The organism is Shewanella sp. c952 (assembly GCF_019654975.1).
Lineage (GTDB): Bacteria > Pseudomonadota > Gammaproteobacteria > Enterobacterales > Shewanellaceae > Shewanella.
The window spans coordinates 153708-180327 of sequence record NZ_BPEW01000002.1 but is presented as its reverse complement, the minus strand read 5'-3'; the positions used below and the strand labels follow the sequence as shown (position 1 = coordinate 180327).

General features: G+C 43.1%; 22 protein-coding genes. 20 read left to right on the top strand and 2 right to left on the bottom strand.

Annotated elements, in window-relative coordinates:
- Positions 1-152 precede the first annotated feature (152 nt).
- The 14 genes from luxS to dinB all read left to right on the top strand — a co-directional run bounded on the left by luxS (position 153) and on the right by dinB (position 13724).
- On the top strand, positions 153-662 hold the full coding sequence (gene luxS, locus K5R16_RS02570; protein WP_220735989.1) for an S-ribosylhomocysteine lyase: 510 nt from the start codon (positions 153-155) through the stop codon (positions 660-662).
- A 653-nt stretch (positions 663-1315) separates the two neighbouring features.
- Entirely contained in the window at positions 1316-2650 is a 1335-nt protein-coding gene (locus K5R16_RS02565; RefSeq protein ID WP_220736089.1) for a Na(+)-translocating NADH-quinone reductase subunit A, read from the top strand.
- The gene (locus K5R16_RS02560) at positions 2650-3852 is read left to right on the top strand and encodes an NADH:ubiquinone reductase (Na(+)-transporting) subunit B (RefSeq protein ID WP_220735988.1); all 1203 of its coding nucleotides are present in this window, start codon (positions 2650-2652) and stop codon (positions 3850-3852) included. The genes K5R16_RS02565 and K5R16_RS02560 overlap by 1 nt, the downstream gene beginning before the upstream one ends.
- Entirely contained in the window at positions 3845-4639 is a 795-nt protein-coding gene (locus tag K5R16_RS02555; protein ID WP_220735987.1) for a Na(+)-translocating NADH-quinone reductase subunit C, read from the top strand. Before K5R16_RS02560 ends, K5R16_RS02555 begins: the two co-directional genes overlap by 8 nt.
- A complete protein-coding gene (locus tag K5R16_RS02550) occupies positions 4639-5271 on the top strand; it encodes an NADH:ubiquinone reductase (Na(+)-transporting) subunit D (RefSeq protein WP_220735986.1) in 633 nt (210 codons plus the stop codon). The genes K5R16_RS02555 and K5R16_RS02550 overlap by 1 nt, the downstream gene beginning before the upstream one ends.
- Before the next feature lie 5 nt (positions 5272-5276).
- On the top strand, positions 5277-5885 hold the full coding sequence (nqrE, locus tag K5R16_RS02545) for an NADH:ubiquinone reductase (Na(+)-transporting) subunit E (protein WP_220735985.1): 609 nt from the start codon (positions 5277-5279) through the stop codon (positions 5883-5885).
- Positions 5886-5932: 47 nt separating this feature from the next.
- On the top strand, positions 5933-7180 hold the full coding sequence (gene nqrF / locus K5R16_RS02540) for an NADH:ubiquinone reductase (Na(+)-transporting) subunit F (protein ID WP_220735984.1): 1248 nt from the start codon (positions 5933-5935) through the stop codon (positions 7178-7180).
- A gap of 29 nt (positions 7181-7209) precedes the next feature.
- Positions 7210-8226, top strand: a complete 1017-nt coding sequence (locus K5R16_RS02535) for an FAD:protein FMN transferase (protein WP_220735983.1) — start codon at positions 7210-7212, stop codon at positions 8224-8226.
- Between the two features lie 12 nt (positions 8227-8238).
- Complete coding sequence (gene nqrM, locus K5R16_RS02530; protein WP_220735982.1) at positions 8239-8460, top strand: (Na+)-NQR maturation NqrM; 222 nt, start codon at positions 8239-8241, stop codon at positions 8458-8460.
- Between the two features lie 330 nt (positions 8461-8790).
- Positions 8791-9258, top strand: a complete 468-nt coding sequence (bfr, locus tag K5R16_RS02525) for a bacterioferritin (protein ID WP_220735981.1) — start codon at positions 8791-8793, stop codon at positions 9256-9258.
- A 12-nt stretch (positions 9259-9270) separates the two neighbouring features.
- The gene (bfr, locus tag K5R16_RS02520) at positions 9271-9738 is read left to right on the top strand and encodes a bacterioferritin (RefSeq protein WP_220735980.1); all 468 of its coding nucleotides are present in this window, start codon (positions 9271-9273) and stop codon (positions 9736-9738) included.
- Positions 9739-10023: 285 nt separating this feature from the next.
- Positions 10024-10227, top strand: a complete 204-nt coding sequence (locus K5R16_RS02515; RefSeq protein ID WP_220735979.1) for a hypothetical protein — start codon at positions 10024-10026, stop codon at positions 10225-10227.
- A 253-nt stretch (positions 10228-10480) separates the two neighbouring features.
- The gene (locus K5R16_RS02510; RefSeq protein WP_220735978.1) at positions 10481-12481 is read left to right on the top strand and encodes a methyl-accepting chemotaxis protein; all 2001 of its coding nucleotides are present in this window, start codon (positions 10481-10483) and stop codon (positions 12479-12481) included.
- 166 nt (positions 12482-12647) lie between these two features.
- Positions 12648-13724, top strand: coding sequence for a DNA polymerase IV (dinB, locus tag K5R16_RS02505; protein WP_220735977.1), 1077 nt, complete (start codon positions 12648-12650; stop codon positions 13722-13724).
- A gap of 51 nt (positions 13725-13775) precedes the next feature.
- Here dinB and K5R16_RS02500 read toward each other — a convergent pair whose 3' ends face one another.
- Complete coding sequence (locus K5R16_RS02500; RefSeq protein ID WP_220735976.1) at positions 13776-15239, bottom strand: aminoacyl-histidine dipeptidase; 1464 nt, start codon at positions 15237-15239, stop codon at positions 13776-13778.
- 216 nt (positions 15240-15455) lie between these two features.
- On the opposite strand from K5R16_RS02500, the gene K5R16_RS02495 reads away from it, so the two are divergent.
- Complete coding sequence (locus K5R16_RS02495; RefSeq protein WP_220735975.1) at positions 15456-16994, top strand: leucyl aminopeptidase family protein; 1539 nt, start codon at positions 15456-15458, stop codon at positions 16992-16994.
- A 2769-nt stretch (positions 16995-19763) separates the two neighbouring features.
- On the opposite strand, the gene K5R16_RS02490 is transcribed toward K5R16_RS02495, so the two are convergent.
- Entirely contained in the window at positions 19764-20093 is a 330-nt protein-coding gene (locus tag K5R16_RS02490) for a helix-turn-helix domain-containing protein (protein ID WP_220735974.1), read from the bottom strand.
- 89 nt (positions 20094-20182) lie between these two features.
- Between K5R16_RS02490 and K5R16_RS02485 the strand changes: the two genes are divergently transcribed.
- From K5R16_RS02485 to K5R16_RS02465, 5 genes are all read left to right on the top strand, one after another.
- Positions 20183-20470 (top strand): YciI family protein, encoded by a 288-nt coding sequence (locus tag K5R16_RS02485; protein WP_220735973.1) that lies wholly within the window; start codon positions 20183-20185, stop codon positions 20468-20470.
- 198 nt (positions 20471-20668) lie between these two features.
- The gene (locus K5R16_RS02480; protein WP_220735972.1) at positions 20669-21265 is read left to right on the top strand and encodes a DUF6624 domain-containing protein; all 597 of its coding nucleotides are present in this window, start codon (positions 20669-20671) and stop codon (positions 21263-21265) included.
- Positions 21266-22440: 1175 nt separating this feature from the next.
- Positions 22441-23730, top strand: coding sequence for an NCS2 family permease (locus tag K5R16_RS02475; protein ID WP_220735971.1), 1290 nt, complete (start codon positions 22441-22443; stop codon positions 23728-23730).
- A 233-nt stretch (positions 23731-23963) separates the two neighbouring features.
- Complete coding sequence (gene proB, locus K5R16_RS02470) at positions 23964-25082, top strand: glutamate 5-kinase (RefSeq protein ID WP_220735970.1); 1119 nt, start codon at positions 23964-23966, stop codon at positions 25080-25082.
- Positions 25079-26347 carry a glutamate-5-semialdehyde dehydrogenase gene (locus K5R16_RS02465; protein WP_220735969.1) on the top strand — a complete coding sequence of 423 codons (1269 nt, stop codon included), beginning with the start codon at positions 25079-25081 and terminating at the stop codon, positions 26345-26347. The genes proB and K5R16_RS02465 overlap by 4 nt, the downstream gene beginning before the upstream one ends.
- The last annotated feature ends 273 nt before the right edge of the window (positions 26348-26620 follow it).

Below are 26620 nucleotides of genomic sequence, written 5' to 3'. Positions count from 1 at the left end.
TAGATGATAAGTCAGTGAAAAAAGTTTATGACGCTGATGTTGACTACAAGGTGGGGCTGGGTAAGTATCACTGATTATAATAAAAATTGTTACAGTCGCTTCTGTCCGTAACCTACCTATGCTCAATTAGAAAGCGCAATTGGAGACTAATTATGCCGTTATTAGATAGCTTTACCGTTGACCACACTCGAATGAATGCACCAGCAGTTCGTGTTGCTAAGTCTATGTCTACCCCTAAGGGCGATACAATAACAGTGTTTGATCTGCGTTTTTGCGTCCCCAACAAACAGATATTAAGTGAAAGAGGCATTCATACTCTTGAGCATCTTTTTGCTGGCTTTATGCGTGACCACCTAAATGGTGACAATGTTGAGATCATCGATATTTCACCGATGGGCTGCCGTACAGGCTTTTACATGAGCTTAATTGGCACACCTTCAGAGTCTAAAGTGGCTGATGCGTGGCTGGCCGCGATGCAAGATGTGCTCGCCGTGGTCGAACAATCTGAAATCCCAGAGTTGAATGAGTACCAGTGCGGTACTTATGAGATGCACTCTCTCGAACAAGCAAAAGAGATTGCGCGCAGTATCATCTCTGCAGGTATAAATGTGAACCGTAACGATGAGCTTACTTTGAGCGATGAGATCTTAAACGGTTTGTAATGAGGCTTTTGTGCTAATAGTAAAAAAAGAAGCGGCTTAGGCCGTTTTTTTATTTGCTATTAGCAGCAGCCTTTTTTAACTGACATTATGTTTTAAGTCACTAGCATCGTAAATTGTGTAAAAGCTTAATTACCAGTGTTTTAGTAAAATATTTTCGATAAATTTAAGCGACTTAGCGAGTCTTGAAATCAAAAAAACTCTGATGTAAGGCTATATTTCACGCTGCAATTACCTGATTCTTTGGTCATATTGACAAAGACCGATAAAATGCTCTGTTCAAATATTCAACACTCGCATTCAAGCTGATTCTTATTAATTTAATTCTAATGTCACATTGGTAATAATAGCTGACCTATCCCTAAGTAACTTATAAGTATAGCTATTGTGTGATTGTACTAGGTTAATTGAAACTTAAAAATTTAATCAATTCGGGCGGTTTGTTATTAAAACGTCGGCAACCTTTTAAAACACCCACATTTTTCATGGCGACCTTGTGATATTTGGGGTAAAATGCGCGCGACCAGCGTGATTGCGATCGCATTTCGGCGATAAATCTGCGCTAGCTCAACACGAAAAAAAGGTTTGTTTAAAACTTGTGTGTTTAGCAGGAACGCGGCGCATTGTCTTTCCTTCATAACGTAGTGCTTGTGGATATGATTACAATAAAGAAAGGATTGGACCTACCCCTAGTCGGTGGGCCAGAGCAAGTTATCCATGATGGCCCGGCCATCAACCACGTAGCTACTTTGGGTGAAGAGTATATTGGCTTACGTCCTACCATGAAAATAAAGGTAGGGGATAAAGTTAAAAAAGGTCAGGTTCTTTTTGAAGATAAAAAGAATTTGGGCGTGAAATATACTGCTTTAGCCAGTGGCACAATTTCCGAAGTTAACCGGGGCGCTCAACGTGTTCTGCAGTCTGTTGTCATAAATGTCGAAGGGGATGACTACATCTCTTTTGCTAAATATGACGCCACTGCAATAGAATCAGTTGAAACGCAGCAAGTCCGTGACAACCTGATCGAATCAGGATTGTGGACGGCTCTGCGAACGCGTCCTTTCAGTAAAGTACCCGCAGTAGATTCTACCGCCGCCGGTATTTTTGTCACCGCTATAGATACTCAACCACTTGCAGCAGATCCTGTTGTGGTGATTGCAGAGCATAAAGCTGATTTTGAGAATGGTTTAACGCTACTTTCAAAGTTAACTGAAGGTAAAGTTTACCTTTGTAAGGCTCCTGGCGCTGATATTCCAAGTGCAAATGCTCAAGTTGAAGAGTTTGCTGGGGCACACCCTGCAGGCTTGGCTGGTACGCATATTCACTTCCTACTACCAGCTTCTGCTAATAGAACTGTGTGGCAGATCAACTATCAAGACGTTATCGCGATAGGTCAGCTATTTACAACGGGTGAGCTTCATACTCAGCGTGTTGTATCTGTAGCGGGTCCTAAAGCTGTTAAGCCTCGATTAGTTAGAACTGTTGTCGGTGCTGCAATGGCTGAGTTGACTCAAAATGAAGCAAGTGAAGGTAATGTTCGTGTTATCTCTGGCTCAGTTTTGAATGGACGTAATGCTATTGGTCCTCATGCTTACCTTGGTCGTTACCATAATCAAGTTAGCTTGTTAGAAGAAGGCACTGAGAAAGAGCTATTCGGTTGGGCTATGCCTGGCAGCGATAAGTTCTCTATCACTCGTGCATTCCTAGGACACCTTTCATCTTCTCGTCTGTTTAATATGACAACGAGCACAGGTGGTTCAGATCGCGCAATGGTACCTATTGGTAACTATGAGCGTGTGATGCCGCTGGATATTCTCCCAACTATGCTGTTACGTGACCTTGTTTCAGGTGACTACGATGGCGCTGCAACATTAGGTGCATTGGAGTTGGATGAAGAAGATTTGGCACTGTGTACTTTCGTATGTCCTGGTAAGTATGACTATGCGTCATATCTACGTGACTGTTTAGATACGATCGTGAGGGAAGGCTAATGGGCTTAAAACAATTTTTCGAAAATATTGAACCGCAGTTTGAAAAAGGCGGTAAATATGAGAAGTTTTATGCGATTTTTGAAGCCGCATATACTGTCTTCTATACTCCAGGTCACGTGAACAAAGGTCGTACCCACGTTCGTGATAACTTGGACCTAAAGCGTATGATGATTACGGTTTGGGCTTGTGTATTCCCTGCAATGTTTGTAGGTATGTATAACGTAGGTTTGCAAGCACAAGACGCGCTAGTTTTGCAAGGCCTTGCATCTCCTGATACGTGGCAGGTTGCTTTGTTCGGTATGTTTGGTACTGAATTGACTGCAGACTCAGGTATCGCCGCATTAATGTGGTATGGCGCCTGTTGGTTCTTACCCATATATGCCGTGACATTTGCTGTCGGTGGTATTTGGGAAGTACTATTTGCATCAGTACGTGGACATGAAGTTAACGAAGGTTTCTTTGTTACCTCGATTCTTTTCGCATTGACACTACCGGCAACAATTCCTTTATGGATGGTTGCATTGGGTATCACCTTTGGTGTGGTTGTCGCGAAAGAGATATTTGGTGGCACAGGTCGTAACTTCTTGAACCCGGCTCTTGCTGGTCGTGCGTTCCTATTCTTCGCTTATCCGCTAAATATGTCTGGTGATACTACTTGGGTAGTTGCAGATGGTTTCTCTGGTGCTACGGCGCTGAGCCAAGCGGCACAAGGCACATTAGAGTACGGCTTAACTCAGAACTGGTGGGATGCTTTCTTTGGCTTCATTCCTGGTTCTGTTGGTGAAGTATCTACTTTAGCTATCTTGATTGGTGGCGCTGTTATCATCTATACCCGTATCGCTTCATGGCGCATCGTGGCAGGTGTGATGGCGGGTATGATTGCCGTTTCTTACCTTCTGAACTTTATTGGTAGTGACACTAACCCAATGTTTGCAATGCCTTGGTATTGGCATCTGGTGTTAGGTGGCTTTGCGTTCGGTATGATGTTTATGGCGACAGACCCTGTTTCAGCGTCTTTCACTAATAATGCGAAATGGGCTTACGGTATCTTAATCGGTGCTATGGCAGTCTTTATTCGTGTTATCAACCCTGCTTTCCCTGAAGGTATGATGTTGGCCATCTTGTTCGCTAACCTATTTGCTCCATTATTTGACCATTTCGTGGTTCAGTCGAATATCAAGCGGAGGATTGCTCGTGGCTAGTAATAAAGATTCGTTCGGAAGAACACTATTTGTTGTTGTTGGCTTGTGTTTCATCTGCTCAATGTTCGTTTCGACGGCAGCAGTATTATTGAAACCAACTCAGCAAGAAAACAGATTACTTGATAAGCAAAAGTATATTCTTGAAGCTGCTGGTCTGATTAATCCCAGAGAAGGCAAAGTAGAGAAAGCGCAGATCCTTGAAACATACAATAAGTATGTTGAAGCTAAACTTGTTGATCTGAAAACTGGTGATTTTGTTGCTGGTGATGCAGATACTTTTGATGCAGAAAAAGCTGCGCGTACTCCAGCAACTTCTTTTGTTCCGCAAAACGACATCGCGTCGGTTAAGCGTGTAGCAAATGAAGCTGTGGTTTACCTTGTTCGTGATGACAATCAGCAACTACAAACAGTGATTATTCCTGTTAAAGGTTACGGATTGTGGTCAACGATGTTTGCTTTCCTTGCTGTAGAACCTGATCTAAATACAATTCGTAGCTTGGTTTACTACAGCTTCACTGGTTCTGGTGAAACACCAGGCCTAGGTGGCGAAGTGCAAAACCCGCAGTGGATTGCAAAGTGGACAGGCAAGAAGTTGTATGATGACAATGGCGACTTAGCTATTAGCGTCACTAAAAACCCAACTGTTGCTGCGTCTCCATACGGTGTTGATGCACTGTCTGGTGCCACGCTAACAAGTAATGGTGTACAGCACTCTCTGACATTCTGGTTAGGTGAAGAGGGCTTTGCTCGCTTTATCGAAAAAGCTCGCAATGGAGGGCTTAGCTAATGGCTGATGCTAAAGAACTCAAACAGGTTCTAGTTGGACCTATCGTTAGTAACAACCCAATTGCTTTGCAAATTCTGGGTGTATGTAGTGCACTTGCTGTAACCAGTAAAATGGAAACAGCATTGGTAATGACCATTGCACTAACAGCAGTTACTGCGCTGTCTAACCTGTTTATCTCAATGATCCGTAATCACATTCCAAGTAGTGTGCGTATTATTGTGCAGATGACGATTATTGCTTCATTGGTAATCGTGGTTGACCAAGTACTACAAGCTTACGCTTACGATGTTGCTAAGCAGCTGTCGGTATTCGTTGGTTTGATTATTACCAACTGTATCGTGATGGGCCGTGCTGAGGCTTTCGCGATGAAGACTCCACCGATGATGAGTTTCATGGATGGTCTTGGTAATGGTCTAGGCTACGGTGCAATCCTATTGTCAGTTGGCTTCGTTCGTGAATTGTTTGGTAACGGTTCATTGTTCGGCATTGAAATCTTAAGCAAGATTTCAGACGGTGGCTGGTATCAGCCTAACGGCCTATTGCTACTGCCTCCAAGTGCGTTCTTCCTGATCGGTGCATTGATCTGGATTATTCGTGTGATGAAGCCAGAGCAAGTAGAAGCAAAAGGATAAGCATAATGGAACATTATATTAGTCTGCTAATTCGTTCTGTTTTCATTGAAAACATGGCGCTGTCCTTTTTCCTTGGTATGTGTACTTTCTTAGCGGTATCGAAGAAAGTAAAAACGGCTATGGGTCTAGGTGTTGCTGTTATCGTGGTACTGGCAATTTCAGTTCCTGTTAACCAAATTATCTATCAAGGTATCCTTGCTCCAGGCGCACTCGCTTGGGCTGGTGTGCCAGATGCTGACTTGAGCTTCTTGAAGTTCATCACCTTTATTGGTGTTATTGCAGCGTTGGTTCAAATCCTTGAAATGGCATTGGATAAGTATTTCCCACCGCTATATAACGCATTGGGGATCTTCCTACCGCTTATCACTGTAAACTGTGCAATTTTCGGTGCAGTCTCTTTCATGGTTGAGCGTGATTACAACCTTACTGAGAGCTTAGTGTTTGGTGTCGGTTCTGGTATCGGTTGGGCGTTAGCACTTGTGCTACTGGCTGGTATCCGTGAGAAGTTGAAATATGCTGATGTTCCTGATGGGCTTCGCGGCTTAGGTATTACCTTTGTTACCGCTGGTTTGATGGCTCTAGGTTTCATGTCGTTCTCTGGTGTGTCTCTGTAAAGAGGCACCATAGCGACGTCTTAATTTGAACCTTTAAGGATAAGTTAATGGGTATTCTTGAATCTACTCCAATCGATGTCTATCTCGGTGTGAGTATGTTTACTGCAATTGTATTAGTTTTGGTTTTGGTTATTTTATTCGCCAAATCAAAGTTAGTACCAAGCGGTGATGTCACCATCGGCATCAATGATGATGCTGGTAAAGCAATTAAAACTGCAGCAGGCGGCAAGCTACTGGGTGCACTAGCAGAGAGCGGTATTTTCGTATCGTCTGCATGTGGCGGTGGTGGTACTTGTGGTCAGTGTAAAGTACACGTTAAGTCTGGTGGTGGAGATATTCTCCCTACTGAGATGGATCATATTAGCAAAGGTGAGGCTCGTGAGGGCTGTCGTTTATCTTGCCAGGTAAATGTTAAAGCTGATATGGAGATCGAACTAGAAGAAGAGATCTTCGGTGTTAAGAAGTGGGAATGTGAAGTTATCTCTAACGATAGCAAAGCAACCTTCATTAAAGAGCTTAAGCTTCAAATCCCTGATGGCGATTCAGTACCTTTCCGTGCTGGTGGTTATATTCAGATTGAAGCACCTGCGCACCATGTTAAATATGCAGATTACGATATCCCTGCAGAGTACCGTGGTGACTGGGAGCATTTTGGCTTCTTCAACTTAGAGTCTCAAGTTGACGACGAAACAATCCGTGCTTATTCAATGGCGAACTATCCTCTAGAGGAAGGTATCATCATGTTGAACGTACGTATTGCGTCGCCACCTCCACGTAACCTATCTCTGCCTTGTGGTAAGATGTCTTCGTACATCTTTAGCCTTAAAGCGGGCGATAAGGTCACAATTTCTGGCCCATTCGGTGAGTTCTTTGCAAAAGATACCGATGCAGAAATGGTCTTTGTTGGCGGTGGTGCAGGTATGGCGCCAATGCGCTCTCATATCTTCGACCAACTTAAGCGTCTTAACTCTAAGCGTAAGATGAGCTTCTGGTATGGTGCACGTTCTAGTCGTGAAATGTTCTATGTAGAAGATTTTGATGGCTTAGCGGCTGATAACGAGAACTTTAAGTGGCATGTTGCATTGTCTGATCCGCAGCCTGAAGATAACTGGGACGGATACACTGGCTTTATTCATAACGTATTGTACGAAAACTACTTACGCGATCATGAAGCGCCAGAAGATTGTGAATACTACATGTGTGGCCCACCAATGATGAACGCAGCTGTTATTAGCATGCTTAAAGATCTTGGTGTCGAAGATGAAAACATCTTACTTGATGACTTCGGTGGCTAACCTCTCTCTAATTGGAGATCTAGGTCGATATGTTTAAGACCTTAGTAAACTGGCTGGCCCTTGTTGGGTTAGCCTTTTTTATTTCAGGATGTGGTAAACCTGCTGAAATAATTTCACTGTCTGGTAACACTATGGGCACAACTTACCATATTAAAGTTGTGCGCAGTGAGTCACTGCCAGATGTTCAACTCTTACAAGCAGAAATTGATCTAGCACTTGAGAAAGTCAATGATCAAATGTCAACTTACCGTCCTAATTCTGAGCTGTCTTTGTTCAACCAGATGACTCGCAATGCGCAGATGGAAGTATCGGCAGATACCGCTAAAGTCGTTGCTGAAGGCATTGAGTTATACAAGATCACTGATGGTGCTCTTGATATTACTTTAGGTCCTTTGGTTAACTTATGGGGATTTGGGCCTGATAAGCGTCCGACGACTATCCCTAGCAAAGAGGCTATTGCAGAGGCTGAAAGTCGCACTGGCATCGAGTATTTATCGTTGTCAGGCAATAAAATAAGCAAGCAAAACCCGGACTTATATGTTGATCTGTCTTCGATTGCTAAAGGATTTGGTGTTGATAAAATTGCTGCGCTATTAGACAAATATCAACCTCAAGGTTATTTAGTCGAGATAGGTGGTGAGATAAGCCTAAGAGGCACTAAACCCGATGGATCACTGTGGGTGATTGCGATAGAGCAACCTGGAGATTCAGCCACAGGTGTACAGCAAGTTATATCACCTAAAAACATGGCAATGGCGACATCGGGCGATTATCGTAACTATTATGAAGAGGATGGTCAGCGCTTTTCTCATCTTATTGACCCGAGAACCGGTTACCCGATTGATCATAGATTAGCCTCGGTGACAGTGTTACATGAAGAGTCGATGGTGGCTGATGGTTATGCTACGGCAATGATGGTTTTAGGGACGCAGGCATCACTAGAACTTGCTAATCGTGAGCATCTTGCGATAATGCTAATAGAAAAGCAGGATGATGGCTTTAAAGTTTTCTATAGCGAAGCGTTTAAACCTTTCGTTACTCAGTAGTTGGAGTCGAATATGAGCACATTTATAGCGGCATTTGTCGTGTTACTAGCATTTTTCTTCTTAATGTCGATCGGTTATTTGATTAAGAAAAAAGAGGTGGCAGGAAGCTGCGGTGGTCTAGGCGCACTGGGAATTGAAAAAGCATGTGATTGCGATGATCCATGTGATAAGCGTAAAGCCAGAATGGCTGAACAGGAACGTCGTGAAAAGTTAGAGCAGAACCGAATCATCTAGCTTTACAGTTTTCCTGTTATTAAGGCCCCTTTCCAAGGGGCTTTTTTATATCTTTTACCACTATAATGGTTAAGACTAATACTCTTTAGTTCTATTTTTGCTAGCTTGTTAAATACTTATAGCTTTCATCCAAATTGCAGCCCTTGCAATAGGTTATTTTCATTCAAAAAAACCTCCTTAATCTAACAGAGCCTAATTAATAACTATAATAGTAATGATAATGGTTATCTTTACTAAGTAGCTGAAACTAAAGGTTAATTTGTGTTTGTGTGTTTTTTGTTCTAGTCTGTGTTTATTGATATAGATCAATTTTCAGATAAGGAATACAGAATGAAAGGACAGCCCAAAGTCATTAGTCTACTTAACAAAGTACTGACTAGTGAGCTCACAGCCATTAACCAATACTTCCTCCATGCTCGAATGTTTAAAAACTGGGGGCTTGGAGAGCTTGATGAAAAAGCGTACAAGAAATCTATTCAAGATATGAAGCATGCTGACAAGATCATTGAACGGATCTTGTTTCTTGAAGGGTTGCCGAATCTACAACAGTTGGACAAAATTCGTATTGGAGAGCATAGCCAAGAGATGCTCGAATGCGACAAAGTGATGCTGGAAGAGGAACTGGTATTACTGCGGGATGCTATTGCTCTGTGTGAACAATCTGCTGACTACGTTAGCCGTGATATTTTGGAAGATCTGCTGGAAGATGAAGAGGAGCATTTAGACTGGCTTGAAGCCCAGCTAGAGCTTATTTCACTAACAGGTATTCAAAACTACTTACAATCTAAAATGGACTAACCGGAGACAATTATGAAAGGTAACAAAGAAGTCATCGACACACTTAATAAGTTGCTTACCGGTGAGTTGTCAGCAATGGATCAGTATTTTGTTCACGGCCTAATGTATGAAGATTGGGGATTGAACGAGCTGCATGAGAGGATTTCTCACGAATCAGATGATGAGCGTGAGCATGCTAAAAAGCTGGTACAGCGTATTCTTTTTTTAGAGGGCACTCCCGACGTCGCTAGTCGTGAACCACTCAATATTGGTAAAGATACTGAGCAGATGCTTAAGAACGATTTAGCCTATGAGTATCAAGTGGCTGATAACCTTCGTAGTGCCATTGCACTGTGTGAAGAGAAAAGAGATTACGAAAGCCGCGAGATCTTAGAGGTATTGCTAGAGGAGACTGAGGCTGATCATATGTACTGGCTAGAAAAGCAATTAGGTCTGATTGATAAAGTCGGCCTGCAGAACTACCTACAGAGTAAGATGTAGTCAGTTTGGCTAACTCTGCAGCGTCAACACGGCGTAGCCATATTTGCTTGAGCACCTCACTTTGAACGTGGCGGTGCTCTTTGCTTTTAAGGCGTTTTGCAATGCTTATAAAGTGAAATTGCTTATATTTTGACTGAGTTTATACAGCTAATATTCAGCTAAAGAGGATTACTATAATAAAGGTATAAATAATTCACAAAATTGATTGCGGCGCTGGTTTTTTGTACTAACCTTAAAGTGCGCAAGTGTGATTTTTTGAAGGTTAATTAATAGCAAGGAGAGATTATGATTATTTCAGCAAAAAATAGCGTTCATGAAAGTGATAACCAGCTGATAATTGAGCGTCTTCTTTCTAAGATAAGAAAGCTTGAACAGCAACTTGAATTAGCCGAGTCAGGTAATAGAGGTAACTCTTCACCACAAACGAGTTATAGTAGCCAGCCAGCTCTCTCTGCTGATGAACTATCAATGTTGACTACCCTTTTCTAGTATTGGTCACTCTTTTCAATAATTGAAGCTTACTTCTAGAGCCTTTCACTATGCTTGTATGGAAGTGGTAGCGAAATAATCTAGCGTTGCTGCGGCCAATCGAAACTATCCCCTGTTGATACCTACGCCTCTCTATGGATGTAACTTTCTGTTTACAATCCGACGGTTAAATGTTGAATTTTGTACTTTAATCTTGTGCTAATTCTGTTAAATTCATTATTCCTATAAAAATATAATAACAAAGGAATATTGGATGTTTGGGTTTAAACGCTCGCTAAGTATGCAGCTGGTCGTGACAATTGTAGGCGCTTTGGCGGTACTGTTTACCATCGTTGCATTGTTCTTAGTTAAGAATGAAAGCACGAGTACACGTCAACAAATTGATAGTGATCTCACGGGGCTTGTTCAGCTCAAGTCTAATGAGGTTCGCAGTTACTTTGTCGCAAAAGGACAGTTGATCCATGCGGTGTTTGCAGATCCAACCGTATTAGCTTGGTTTGCTAAATATAATAACCGTTTAAGCGATCTATCGTCCGATAAGCAATACAATTCCATTGTTGAATACTTTAAGTTTTTTTCCGATCAAGACAGTGATATCAAATCCGTCTTTTTTGGCTCGGCCAATACCTTTGAATATTTTGACCTAAACGGCCGCTACAATGATAGCGAGTACTACACCAATAAACGCCCTTGGTGGCAAGAAGCCATAGACCAAGATGGCATGTTTGTTGGTGATCCAGCAGTTGATGCCAACGATGGTTCAATTTCTGCAACAGTTAAAACCGTTGTCAAAGATCAGTCTGGTCGCTTTATTGGTATCGGTGGGATGGATATTTTAATCGATACCATCGGCAGCGAGCTGTTAGCGCCAATTAAATATCAAGGTGCGGGCCAAGCCTTTCTTGTAACCAATGCAGGTAAGTTGGTTTATTTCCCTGGTTTCACTGAAAAATTTCCACCAGGATCAGATGCTTCAAAAGTCGATAGTCAGTTTAAAGATACTCGTGGCTTTAACGCGTTAAGTAGGCAGATGCAGTCACAGTCATTGGGTTTTGCAGAGGTTACCTTCAAAGGTCAGCCTCAACGGGTTAGCTTCGTCGAGGTTGGTGGCGATTTCCCTGAGCAGAAGTGGCATTTGGCCTTTATGTTACCCACTGAGGTCATTGAAGCGCCGGTAACTGACGCTATTATTAATTCAATTCTTCTCTCATGTTTGATCATGCTATTTGTTGGCGTTACTGTTTGGGGCATGCTGCTACCGTTTAGAAAGCAGCTCAATAGTTTACTCGTCGCGATGGAAGATATTGCCGAAGGCGACAGTGATTTAGCTAAACGGATCCAAATGGATAGAGAAGACGAGCTTGGTAAACTCGGCGATGCATTTAACCGTTTTGCCGCAAAAGTTCAGGGAATGCTGCAAGAAACTCGCGACTTAACCCTAGAGGTTGAAAATGGTGTTTCAGCTGCGTCTGAAGTCAGCGAACGTGCACTTCACTCTGTAGCACAGCAAAAAGAGGAGATCGCTTCTGTAGCAACGGCGGCAACAGAGATGGCGCATACGAGTCAAGAGATGGCGGCGAGTGCACAACGTGCTAGTGACTTTGCCGATAAGGCGCAAACTGAATCGGTAGAAGGCGGCGCTATTGTGGCGCAAGCGAGCCAAGGGATGCGGTCTTTATCATCTCAAGTGATTGAAGCGGCAAAGGTTGTAAAGCAGTTAAGAACTCGTTCAGAACAGATTGGTGAAGTACTTAATGTTATTCGAGGTATTGCTGAGCAAACTAACCTATTAGCGCTTAATGCGGCGATTGAAGCTGCAAGAGCCGGTGAGCAGGGCAGAGGTTTTGCTGTAGTTGCCGACGAGGTAAGAACGCTAGCATCACGTACTCAAGACTCTACAGCTAACATTCAAGAGATCATCCAAACATTACAACAAAATGCCAATGAAGCTGAGCAAGTGATGGAGGCAAGCGTTGAGCAAGCCAATATCGGTCAGGAACTTACCGGCAAAGTTGAAGTGGCACTTGATAGCATTACTGGCGCCATTGAAGCGATTCAACAGCAAACCATTGAGATCTCCGCTGCAGTGGGTCAGCAAGCAGTGGTCGCAGAAGAGGTGGCGTGCAATGTTGAAAATGTTAGAGCGCTGTCCGATGACTCCCTTGCAGCGAGTGAGGAGTTATCACGTAACTTTGGTGACTTTGCTCAAGTTACAGAGTCACTGTCTGGTAACATTAAGCAGTTTAAAATCTAGTGATTAGTTATCAATGATCACATTAAAACGGAGCCAATTGGCTCCGTTTTTGTAATCTGTTGCTGCATAAATACAGCTGATAAATTACGCTCGTTGTGGCCTCATAGTTAACTTCTCTTGAGTACTGTTTTTATATACAGTATCATCCTCTACGGAGGGCTTAAGATTGCAAAAAATAATTCATGTCGATATGGACTGCTTTTACGCTGCTGTAGAGATGCGTGATTTTCCAGAGTTACAGGGTAAACCCATCGCGGTGGGTGGCAGGAGTGATCGCCGCGGCGTGATCAGTACTTGTAACTATGAAGCGCGTAAATTTGGCGTACGTTCGGCGATGGCATCGGGTTATGCCCTTAAGCTTTGTCCTGATCTTATATTGGTACCGGGCAGAATGCAGGTCTATAAAGATGTCTCTCGTCAGATAAGAGCTGTGTTTGAGCGCTATACCGACTTGATAGAACCATTGTCGCTCGATGAAGCTTACCTTGATGTCACTGAAAGCGACCACTGCCAAGGCTCTGCAACGTTGATGGCGAAAGCTATTCGTGAAGAGATATTTACTGAGACAGGGCTGACTGCATCAGCAGGCATTGCTCCGGTTAAATTTCTTGCCAAGATAGCCTCAGACTTAAATAAGCCCAACGGTCAGTACCTTATAAGGCCTGATCAAATTGCAGAGTTTGTAAAAACCTTACCGTTAATCAAAATTCCCGGTGTCGGTAAGGTTACCGCTAAAAAGTTAACCGATCTTGGTTTGAACACCTGCGCAGACATTCAGGCTTATCCACAAAACAAGCTGTTAGAACGATTTGGAAAATTTGGCGCAATATTGATAGAAAGGGCAAAAGGGATCGATAACCGAGCAATATCCCCAAACAGGGAACGCAAGTCTGTGGGCGTTGAAACCACATTGGCAAAAGACATTCATACACTGGAGCAATGCCGTGCGGTGATGCCGCAGCTTATACAAGAGTTAGGTGCAAGAGTTAACCGTAGCGCAAAAGATCGCGTTATCCATAAACAGGTGGTTAAGCTCAAGTTTGAAGATTTTAAGCAGACAACGATTGAACATCGTAGTGATGAGATATCCGTTAATCTGTTTTATCAACTGCTAGAGCAAGCGATGGAGCGGCAACATGATCGCGGTATTCGTTTGTTAGGGGTATCAGTGGGACTCGCTTCAAACAGCCAAGTTGACAGCCATGATGGGATAGCGCCGCCGCAAATGGATCTAGGTTTTTAGGGAAAAAAAAACCGCTCATAAGCGGCTTTTTAATGGACTGAATATAAGCGATTAGCTACCTTTCACTGGTGTACGTTCAAGTACTGCCAGTAATAGTTTCCAGTACTGACCAACGGTAGTGATATTGACTTTTTCATCAGGGCTATGTGGGTAGCGAATGGTTGGGCCAATAGAAACCATGTCCATTTCTGGGTAAGGCTTCTTAAATAAACCACACTCAAGGCCTGCATGGATCACCATGATTGTCGGCTCTTTGTTGTAGATATCTTCATAAGTCTCACGCACACTTGCCATCACAGGTGAGCTATTGTCAGGCTTCCAACCTGGGTATGCACCGCTAAACTCAACGTTAGCACCTGCAAGGCTGCTTAACGAGGTTAGTACGCCTTCTATCTCTTCACGACCTGAATCAATCAGTGAGCGAATAAGACAAAGTACCTGCACTGAATCAGTTTCAGTGCTGATAACGCCAACGTTTAACGAGGTTTCAGTTACGCCTTCTACTTCATCACTCATGCGCACTACGCCGTTAGGGCAAGCGTTGAGAATATCGATCAAAATTTGCTGTGAGTCTTCACTCATCACTTTAGCTTCGGCAGGTATTTCAGTTAGCGTTAGCTCTGTGCCTGGGTCTGCAATGGCTAATTCTTGGCGTACTAATGCTTGAAATTCGCTAATGCGACTCTGCAGTAGAGTGACATTTTCAGCAGGAAGCATAAAGCTAATTTGTGCTTCACGTGGGATTGCGTTACGCAGTGAACCACCAGTGAAGTTTGTCAGCTCAAGCGCAAGTTCATCGCTATGATCAAATAGGAATCTAGCCAGCAACTTGTTGGCATTACCACGACCTAAATGGATGTTCACCCCTGAATGGCCACCTTTTAGACCAGCAAGCGATAGCGTATAACTCGAGTTGCTCGGCTCTGGAGATTGCCAAACCATAGGCACGCTAATTTGGCCATCTACGCCACCTGCGCAGCCCATGTAGATTTCACCCTCTTGCTCAGAGTCAGTGTTGATCAATATCTCTGCTTCAAGCATGCCAGCTTCTAAGCCGAATGCTCCGGTCATACCCGCTTCTTCATCAATAGTCAGAAGTACTTCAAGTGGGCCATGAACAATATCATCAGCACCAAGAACCGCTAATGCTGAAGCCATGCCAATACCGTTATCGGCACCAAGAGTCGTGCCACGAGCCTTAACCCAGTCATCTTCAACGTAGGCATCGATGGGATCTTTTTCAAAGTCATGCACTTTATCAGCATTCTTTTGTGGAACCATATCGATATGCGCTTGCAGAACGACGGTTTTACGATCTTCCATGCCCGCTGTTGCGGCTTTCTTGATAATAAGGTTGCCGACTTTATCTTCGACAACAGACAGCTGCTTATCTTTAGCCCAAGCTTGAATGTGTTCACTCAAGGCTTGCTCATGTTTTGAAGGGTGTGGAATGGCACAGATTTGTTCGAACCATTGCCAAAGTGCTTGTGGTTGTAGCTGGTTTAGTGCGGTCACAGAAAGTTCCTCTATTTTGAGATTATCACTACTGCGCTGGTGCGCTTGAGGCTGAAAATGGCAACATTCTACCATAGTCTTAGAATCTGTTACTCCGCTTTACATAATCAGTGTCAGCAGAAGTTGCCATAGAAGATTTCAAGCTTGATGAAGTCGTTGGTAATCTGCACGCAATAGGATAATAATGCCAGCAATTAAAAATAAAAAGGAAGGGTCATGGCTGTAGTTAAATATGTTGATGTAGCCTCTCAAGAGGCGATATTTGAAGGTAATGGATGGGATGCACTAGTGGTTGTTGCTGCCGATCTCAATGCGATTAAGGTTGAAGAAGTGGCATTACTGGCCAATCATGGTCAGAAAGTTGACCAACGAGTCGGAAAATCGGTAACGCTATTGTTTGCGCCAGGCATTGCGGGCGGCCGATTAGTCATTGCGCCGGTAACCAAAGCTGCTGATGAGTATGAAGATGTAAGAGTGTTTGCTGACGCGGCGCGCCAAGGTATTCGAGTCGCTAAAGAAGCGGGAGCTAAACGACCATTGTTACTAGTGAATGGTATCGGAGAGTCTCGTTATCAAAAAGCGGCCGAGGTATCGGCTTTAGCGTGTGGACAAGAGTTATGGCAGGCGCTTGAACTACGCGAAGCGGGTGGGGCAGATGAAGCATTAGAGTGCATAGGTTTACTGAGCGATACTCACCACGCTGCAACACTAACGGCAATTGAGGCTGGACGCGTGTTAGCACGTGACCTTTGTGGTACCGAGCCTGAGCGCATGTCAGCACCGGCATTTGCCGATTACTGCTTGGCTGCACTAGCAGATAGCGGTTTAACAATGTCAGTGGTAGAGGACCGAGATATTTTAGAGCGTGATTATCCGCTACTGAGCGCGGTTGGCCGTTCATCTTTTGCTGTACTGAGACATCAACCCCGAGTGGTTAAGCTAGAGTATGTCGGTGAGGGCGAAATCGAACGCACCTTTATGTTTGCTGGTAAAGGTGTGGTTTATGACACTGGCGGCGCAGATATAAAAATTGCTGGTGGTATGGCCGGCATGAGTCGAGATAAGGGCGGCGCTGCAGCCGTGGCTGGGTTGCTAAAAACCGTTAGTATGCTTAAACCGAAAGGGATCCGTATTGTTGCTGAGTTAGGCTTAGTGCGTAACAGTATTGGTAGTGAGGCATTTGTGACCGATGAAATCATTACCAGTCATGCAGGCAAACGTGTGCGTATTGGTAATACTGACGCAGAAGGACGACTGGTATTAGCGGATCTACTGTCGCATCTGCGTCTTAAAGCGGAATCAGCAGTAAAACCTGAGATGTACTCTGTGGCAACGTTAACTGGTCACGTGGTGCGCTGTTTTGGTGGTTATACCGCCGCGGTAGAAAACAGTGTCGCTAAGCAGGCGAACGTTGCCGATAGTATTCAGCAACAAGCGGCTATTTGGGGAGAGCCAATAGAGGTTAGCCAATTGCGCCGAGATGACTTTAGTAAGATTATTGATCCATCAGCAGCAGCAGACATGTTGTCATCAAATAATGCACCTTCATCGGTGACAGCCCGAGGTCATCAATACCCTGCCGCATTTTTAATCCAAGCATCAGGGTTAAGCCAGCATGGTTTAAATAGCGATACACCTATTGCTTATACGCATTTAGATATCGCGGGTAGTGCGACCGAAGGTCATCCGCAATATGGTAGCCCAACAGCAACGCCATTAGTTGGGTTATTTAACTACATGGTGAATAGTCAGTAAGTTTTACACGCTAAACCGTTAAAGCCGACACTAAAGTCGGCTTTTTAATGTGATTTTAAGTAATAAAATTACAGTTCAAGGGTTATTTTGGCTATTTTTAATAAAAATAGTTGTAATAAAACTACATTTAGATATAATGATTTCCGTTGATTAGGCAGGTGCCTAATCGAGCTAGTCTATCCAGGATGGATAATTCTCCAAGGAATCGAGCGACGAGTTGGCTTTGCTTAACCCACGATGGGGCGCAATTAGCATGCAGAGTATTTAGAATTCAACTTAGTTAGGAGTATTGATTATGTCTTTTACAAAGAGCACGACTATTTATTCGCAAAGCTTTTGGTTAAACACTGATGTTTTGCGTGGCGGTATATACGCCATGGCTTACAAGGGCTAACCACCTAGTAAGTCGCACGTTTCCATCACCCTTATGACATCTATTAGATGTTTTTAGACCAAGTTGTAGATTGACCAAATTTACAATTGATTATCGCTAGCGCGCTAACCAATTTCCATCAGAAAACTTGAATATGTCTTGCCCGCTCATTGAGCGGGCTTTTTTTTGCGTTGTATATATTGATCTACTTTAGTCATTTTTTGTCGATTCTGGTTGGGCGAAGGTAATTATTCTGATCTGAATCTGTTAACAACTGGCATAAGCCTCAATAAATATCGATTTTATGTGATCTACACACACTATAAGTGTGGTTAAATTACGTTTGAAACCGCTTTTTGGCATTATATTGAATTAATAGCTGTAATAAAATTACAGTTATCTATAATGGCTCTCGTTGGTTAGGGTGAATGCCTACCACAGATAAGTCTATCCAGGATGGATAATTCTCCAAGGAATCGAGCGACAAGTTGACTCGTCAGTTTAATTGGTCTCAACCCCGTAATTAAATTGATTAGAGTATTTTTTCAACTTTGTTAGGAGTAATGATTATGTCATTTACAGCTAGTAGTACTATTTATTCGCAGAGCTTTTGGTTAAACACCGATGTGATGCGTGGCGGTCTATACGCTATGACTTTTAAGGGCTAACCCTCCTTAAGAGTAGTTTCAATATCCATCAACCTTATAACACCCTTTGGGTGTGTTTAGACGCAAGTTGTATGTTGATGCTAGTCAACATGCCATTGATTAACGCTAGCGCGCTAACCGATTTCCTTATGGAACACTTGAACATGTCTGCCTGCTCTTTGAGCAGGCATTTTTTTTGCCTGTAATTCAAGGTTTTGTCTGGTGATTAATGGCAACAGCTTGCTATTAATTAATGCTAGCAGTGTTATGCCGATTCCTTATGGAACACTTGAACATGTCTTCCTGTTCTTAGAGCTGGCTTTTCTTTGCCTTAAATTTGAGGTTTTGCCTGGAGATTAATGGCAACAGCTTGCTATTAATTAATGCTAGCAGTGTTATGCCGATTTCCTTATGGAACACTTGAACATGTCTGCCTGCTCTTTGAGCAGGCATTTTTTTGTCTGAAATTCAAGGTTTTGTCTGGAGGTTAATGGCAACAGCTTGCTATTAATTAATGCTAGCAGTGTTATGCCGATTCCTTATGGAACACTTGAACATGTCTTCCTGTTCTTAGAGCTGGCTTTTCTTTGCTTTAAATTTGAGGTTTTGCCTGGAGATTAATGGCAACACCTTGCTATTAATTAATGCTAGCAGTGTTATGCCGATTTCCTTATGGAACACTTGAACATGTCTGCCTGCTTTTTGAACAGGCATTTTTTTTGCCTGTAATTCAAGGTTTTGTCTGGAGATTAATGGCAACAGCTTGCTATTAATTAATGCTAGCAGTGTTATGCCGATTCCTTATGGAACACTTGAACATGTCTGCCTGCTCTTTGAGCAGGCATTTTTTTGTCTGAAATTCAAGGTCTTGTCTGGAGACTAATGGCAACAGCTTGCTATTAATTAATGCTAGCAGTGTTATGCCGATTTCCTTATGGAACACTTGAACATGTTTGCCTGCTCTTTAAGCAGGCATTTCTTTGCCTGAAATTTGGCAAAAGGTAAATTTTCTACATCTACATCTACATCTACATCTACATCTACATCTACATCAAATTATTGGTATTTCAATATGGTTCCAAGGTGTCGCGGCCTTGCGGCCGATAACGTCGTGGCACTTCGCCCACACTAGAGCCAAGGGGCAAAGCGCTTGCGTCCCTAGACAATCCCTCAGCGCCCCGGCGAAATTTAAACTGAAAAATTTCTAACGTGGAAGGTTTGATGCTGCGAGTTCATTGAAATGTTTTTAGGCTCAGACATTTACGGGAAAACCGCTAAAGCTAAAACACAAGCGCTAAGTATTTACGCTTTAATAATCCAATGAAGATGCTGTGAGGCCTTTGGATGCATATCCATCCCTGTAGCATACAGAGTTAGGCATTTATTCCATCCAGGAGCTCAAGTAAAACCTTCAGAACGGCCAAGGATAGCGCGAACAAAGATGCCAAAATACCTGTTGCTAGGTATCGATAATTCTTTAACATTCAATACTTAACAAAGCTTATTAAAATCAATCTTATGATAAATGTAAAAAAGTGATACACGAACCCATTGAACACCCTAGACTCTCTTTCTCCGCTGGCTACAAGGTGATTTCTATAGTTTAAAATTAAAATTAAAATTAAAATTAAAATTAAAATTAAAATTAAAATTTATCTATTTATAGCAATGCCTTAGCAGTAATAATTTGTTGAAAAATCAAATGATTGCTAAGAACGTTATCGAGCGACTAATGAATAAGCTGTTAGACTACTTTGCAATCTTCTCTTCCCACTCCGCAGCCCAATATCTTAACGGGTTAAGAGTATCCATTAAGGACGCTCCTAATTCTGTTAGTTTATAGCCTTCTGATGTCGTAAAAATCAATTCAGCTTCAGTCAATTGCTTAATTCTAGTATTTAAAACAGATGGTGACATACCGTCACATCGCTCTTGTAACCCTCTAAAGCTTAGAGGTGCGGAGTTAAGTTCCCACATAATTCTCATATTCCATTTTCGACCTAACAGATCAAAAACAGCCATGATAGCTACACCCGAGCTTGATCCTCTGACTAATTTTCTAGGTAATGGCGTTGTCATAAATATTGCGCTTCTAAAAGAGTAGCGGTATAGTTCGCTACGAAATAAGTAGCGATTTTATATTAATCCATTTAAAAAGCGAGAGTTATATGTATCTAGTAGATATGAGTTTTATTGACATGACAAAAATCACACCAGAACTAACTGATAAGCATAAGAGTTATCTTGAACAAGAATATAAATCAAACAAGTTGATGTTTGGAGGAAGAAAAGTACCTCGAACAGGGGGAATACTAATTTCACAACATGCGAGTGAGTATGAGCTTAAACAAGTTTTAAACTCAGACCCATTCGTTAAGAGTGGAGCGGTAACCTACTCAATTACGGAATTTATTCCTGTAATGGCTTCTAAAGATTATGAGTGTATTATAGCCTAACAAGCTGTTAAAAAAGGACAATATACAGTAGGGTTTTGCTGCTTAGTCGCTTATTATAGCCAACTATATTTTGCCTGTTAACAAGGCAATCTTGTGGAACTCCGTGGGCTGTCACCTTGTTTGCAAAGACACGCAAACAAGCCGTCATCCCTCTCAGTCCGTAAATTGGGGCGTTATATACTCAAAAGGAATTTGAAAATGCGTTTACTTTTTTTACTCTTTTTTCTCCCTTTTTTCTCCTCTGCGGAGATAAATCAAGCACTACAGACTCAACTTATAGATATGGAAAAACAGGATCAATCAGTTCGAAAACAGTTGGGAAAAGCTGGTTGGGATAAAACTTCGAAAGAACTTCATGCGAAAATATCAGCTATAGATCACGAAAATACTGAAAAGCTTAAAGTAATTTTAAGCAAACGACATTGGTTTAAGGAATCAGAGGTGGGTAAGGAAGGTATCGGAGCCGCATTTTTGATAATTCAACATTCCCCAGATCAATCCTTCCAAGAAAGGATGCTACCCGTTTTAAAAAATTCCTATCTAAAAAACGAAGGTATATCAGGTCAGGAAGTTGCGCTATTAACTGATCGTGTACTTATCCATAAGGGTCAAAAGCAACGGTATGGTACACAAGCAAATATTAACAATGGTGAGATAACTTTCGAACCCATTTCAGATATTGAAACTGTTGATAAAAGAAGAGCTGAAATGAACATGCCGCCACTGGAGTTTTATAAAAAACTTATGGAAGAGATGTATGGTATCAAAGATCATCCCGAAATAGAGCTGAATTAAAACCATATAACAAACCAAGTCAGCGGGACACAACTCTTCCCCTGTTTAGGGGGACCTCCTATTGCAATGAGGAGGCTAAGATGCCTAGATATATCAAACCAAGAAAGAAACAGTTTTAACCTATAGAATTCATCACTCCAAGAGCTTTAGCGTTAATTGATTTCTGTCCAATAATGGGCTTGCCCGCTGGGCAGATATCTAGTGACTAACAGCCATTACAGACTCACCAAATACACCTACTCCCCATCGAAGTTGCCGAAGTACGTTGAAGAAGTAGTCGTAATGCCCACATGGTCTTTCTCGTGCATCCATGCATTTCAAGGCATCCAGCCTATCAGATGTGGGCATAGCTTTCGGGGGACAGGCCGCGTATTGGCATCTGCCCTATATGGATATGGGAAATGTCTATATGATGTCGGGAATATCATTGACCATGCCACCGCGGCATTCGTAAATCCGTTTGCAGCAGATGTCCCATCGGAAGCGTTAGGCTATTTCGAATAAGTGAGAGGGAGACAACTTCGTCTGGGGCGCTGAGGTATGGTTAAGGGGCGCAAGCGCTTTGCTCCTTGGCTCGACTCTTTGTTGCAAGACTGGGCGAAGCGCCACGACCTTAGATCAAACGAAGTTTAATTGGTTTGGTTGTGGATGTCGAAGTGCTTCAAGCACAAACAAACTTCTGTCCAAAGACGAGTTAACGACTAAAATGGGCTGGCTAGGTATTCATCTGAATTGGACTGTGCAAGCTTCTAAATCATGGATGATTGAGTAGAGCCTATAGGGATAATTACGGCGACTTGCGAAGCTCAATGCAGTTGCGTCGCATCCCATTGCCATATACTTTCGTAACTTTTAAACTCTTAGCGTTAACTCGTTTCAATCCAAAAAATGAGCTTCGCTGAGTAAATTTTACACTCCGTTCTAGAGCAAGCTCTGCTTTCAATTGATAGCAGAGCTATCTACATATTTGCTTTTAGCCTGCTTGGCTTTGTTTGTCCTTCCATCAAAAAAACTATTTAAATTAGTCTGTTCTAAGCTAAAGTAAATCGCTAGCATCAACTGATATCTGCCCGTATAATCGCCTAAAAATGTGCGTCCTTAACAGTTCGTAAACATTTATATGACAGTAGAAACTGTATTAACCCTACATAATAAAAATCAAGGAACCTTGTTCCATGCTAGAAAAACTATTCAAATTAAAAGAGAACCAAACATCGTTAAAACAAGAGGTTGTTGCGGGCTTAACCACTTTTTTAACCATGGCTTATATTATTTTTGTTAACCCTATGATGCTCGCGGATGCGGGCATGGATCATGGCGCTGTGTTTGTGGCTACCTGTTTAGCGGCGGCAATTGGTTGCTTGATAATGGGGATTGTCGCTAACTATCCTATCGCGCTAGCTCCCGGTATGGGTTTGAACGCGTTTTTCACTTACACGGTTGTGGGTGAAATGGGCTACACATGGGAAACAGCATTAGGTGCGGTGTTCCTTTCGGGGATCTGTTTCTTAGTGTTGTCGTTAGTGCGTATTCGCGAGTGGATTGTTAATAGTATTCCTATGTCGCTGCGCTTAGGCATTGCCGCTGGTATTGGTCTATTTTTGGCGCTGATTGGCCTTAAGAGTGCCGGCATAGTCGTCGCAAGCCCTGCTACTCTAGTGACTATGGGCGATGTGACTGCGTTTCCTGCTGTGATGGCGGTTCTTGGCTTCTTCTTGATTATTGCCATGGTACACAGAGGCATGAAGTCGGCGGTGATTATCAGCATATTGGCAGTTACTGGCCTCGGGCTACTGTTTGGTGATGTACAGTACCAAGGCATTGTGGCAACGCCGCCTTCAATTATGCCGACCTTTATGAAGATGGATCTGTCGAGTGTACTTGAAGTGAGTATGCTGTCGGTTGTTTTTGCATTCCTGTTTGTGGATCTGTTTGATACTTCTGGCACTTTAGTTGCTGTTGCACAGCGCGGTGGTTTTTTAGATGATAAAGGTAAGTTGCCACGTTTAAACCGTGCGCTGACTGCTGATAGTACCGCCACGATTGCTGGTGCTATGCTCGGAACTTCAACCACCACCAGTTATATTGAAAGTACTGCTGGTGTGAGTGCTGGTGGTCGAACAGGTCTAACCGCGGTTGTGGTGGGGCTGCTGTTTTTAGGTTCACTGTTTATCTCGCCACTTGCTGGTATGGTGCCAGCGTATGCAACCGCCGGCACACTGTTTTATGTGGCCATTTTGATGATGTCAGGCCTTGTGCATGTTGAGTGGGAAGATATCACTGAAGCCGCGCCAGTGGTGGTGGTTTGTATTTTAATGCCACTGACTTTCTCTATCGCGACAGGTATTGCGATGGGCTTTATCTCTTACGCGGTGATAAAACTGATGAGCGGTCGTTATAAAGATTTAAGCCTTGGTGTGGTAATTTTAGCCGCTCTGTTTGTGGCAAAATTCATCTATGGCTAAATGCTTGTTAGCAGCTGAATATTGTTGATAGTTACAGAAGCCACCTCGGGTGGCTTTTATTTTGCCTTTTGTAAGCTAGCGAAGTTAATGGGCTGCAGATCTTACTATAAAGCGGCAATAATATGAGATATATCCAATTCATCTAATTTATTTCTGCTCTTTGTGGGTACTCACTACCAATTCAAACCTAGATTGGGTATAAGGTTTATTCAATGTATTTTAGCTAGATAATAATGAACTTAAGTGAGATTGCTTACCGCCGCGTGGTGGTAAAACTGGGAACGAGCGTGCTGACTTCTGGCAGCCGTAAATTGGATAAAGCACATTTAGTTGAACTTGCTCGCCAAATGGCAAGTTTGATGAAAGCGGGTGTTGAAGTCGTGCTTTGCACTTCAGGTGCTATCGCTGCTGGTAAAGAGCATTTAGGCTACCCCGAACTCCCCGATACCATGGCAAGTAAGCAATTATTAGCAGCGGTTGGTCAAAGTCAGCTTATCTTAGCTTGGTCGCAACTCTTTAGTATCTACGGTTTACATGTTGGTCAGCTATTGCTAACTCGCGCCGACCTGCACGACAGAGAGCGCTATCTCAATGCCAGAGACTCTTTAAACGCGCTGCTGGCGAATGGCATTATCCCAATTATTAATGAAAATGACGCTGTCGCGACCACGGAAATTAAAGTGGGTGACAACGACAACTTATCTGCACGTGCGGCGCTACTTTGTGATGCGGATATGCTTATCCTACTGACGGATCAAAAAGGTTTGTTTGATGCCGATCCTCGAAGTGATCCTAATGCAAAGCTGATCACTGAAGTGGTTAATATTGACGATAGCCTACGTATGTTGGCGGGCGGCGCGGTTTCAGGCTTAGGTACAGGCGGCATGGCAACCAAGCTTGAGGCGGCTGATATCGCTCGCCGTGCAGGTGTTGAGGTGGTGATTGCTTCTGGACATCATAAAGATGTGATTCAAAAAGTGGTCTGTTCAACACCGGTGGGTACTCATTTCACTGCGTTAGAAAATCCGTTAGAAAGCCGCAAGCAATGGATTTTGGCAGGCCCTGCAACTCGAGGCCAAATTAAGCTCGATCCTGGCGCAGTTGCCGCGGTGACGGATAAAGGCAAAAGCCTGCTATCGAAAGGCATTACCGAGATAAACGGTTTGTTCCAACGCGGTGATACCGTTGAGTTAATAGATAGTGCTGGTAGAGTCTGCGCCAAAGGCATGAGCCGTTATAGCTCGAAAGATTTAGGCCTAATAGCGGGCAAACATTCAGATAGCATCGAGTTGGTGCTCGGTTATGATTACGGTGACGCAGTGGTTCATCGCAACGATATGGTGGTGTTATGAGTAATAGCGAATTTCTAAATAAGTTAGGTGAACAAGCAAAGAAAGCAAGCTACGCGCTAGCGAGTCTAACGGGCCAGCAAAAGACGGCATTGCTGCGATGCATCGCTAGCAAACTGACCTATGCCAAAACAGACATTATTGCGGCCAACCAACAAGATGTTGAGCAAGCAAAAGCCAATGGCTTATCTGAGGCGATGATCGATCGTCTGTTGCTCGATGAACCGCGTTTACTGAGTGTGATCGCTGATATTGATAATGTAATTGGCCTAACCGATCCCGTTGGCAGTGAGATTGATAGCCGCGTACTTGATAACGGCCTGCGTTTATCTCGCCGCCGTGTACCACTCGGTGTTATTGGTGTTATTTACGAAGCGCGTCCGAACGTGACTGTTGATATTGCAGTACTCGCGTTAAAGACGGGCAACGCGGTTATTCTGCGTGGTGGTAAAGAGACCTTGGCCTCAAACAAAGCGTTATGCAAAGTGATCCGCAGTGCAATGACGGAGCAAGGCTTACCGGAAGATTGCGTACAGCTAATCGATAATCCAGACCGTAGCTTGGTGTCTGGGCTACTTAAACTTGATAGGTATGTAGATATGATCGTACCGCGAGGCGGTCAGAATCTGCAGCGCTTATGTGCTGAACAAGCGACTATTCCCGTTATTTTGGGCGGCATCGGAATTTGTCATCTGTTTGTTGATGTACAGGCCGATCTCGAAAAGGCGATAGCCGTTATTGAAAATGCCAAGGTGCAGCGGCCTACAGTGTGTAATGCATTAGATACGGTATTGGTACATCAAGCTAATGCTAAGCACTTTATTCCAGCATTGTGTAAGCACCTTGCAACTAAAGGCGTTAGCTTTTATGGCTGTGAGCAAACTCAAGCGGCTATGGATAACAAAGAGCAGCAGGTTTTGTTAGCAACCGACGAGAGTTACTCTACGGAGTGGTTGTCGTTAACCCTCGGAATTAAGGTGGTGGATAGCCTAGAAGATGCAGTCGCGCATATCCGTCAATATTCAAGTGGCCACTCTGAGTCTATTTTGACTGACAATATCCATACTGCTAGCGAGTTTATGAATGCGGTCGATTCTGCTGCGGTTTACGTGAATGCCAGTACCCGCTTTACCGATGGTGGCGAGTTTGGTTTAGGCGCAGAAGTGGCGGTCAGCACTCAAAAGCTACATGCTCGCGGCCCGATGGGACTCGAAGCGTTAACAACTTATAAGTGGTTGGCTTGGGGAGATTACACCGTAAGAGGCTAATCATTAGCTATTCAACTCGCTCAATAATGCATTGAAGCTTTGCTTTAAAGCTACTCGCCATAACAGGTCGCTATTAGCGGCCTTTTTATTGCCCTAGTCGCTCTCTATTTCATATTCGTTGTGGGTAGCAGATTCAAATCTGAGATGGTTAGAATTACTATTAACTAGCGTGGAATAACATAACCTTATTTATTTAACATTAATGAAAACATTTAAGCCTTTGAATTTATAGTATATAAAAGTTGGCCTGTCGATTGCATTTCAATTGTTAAT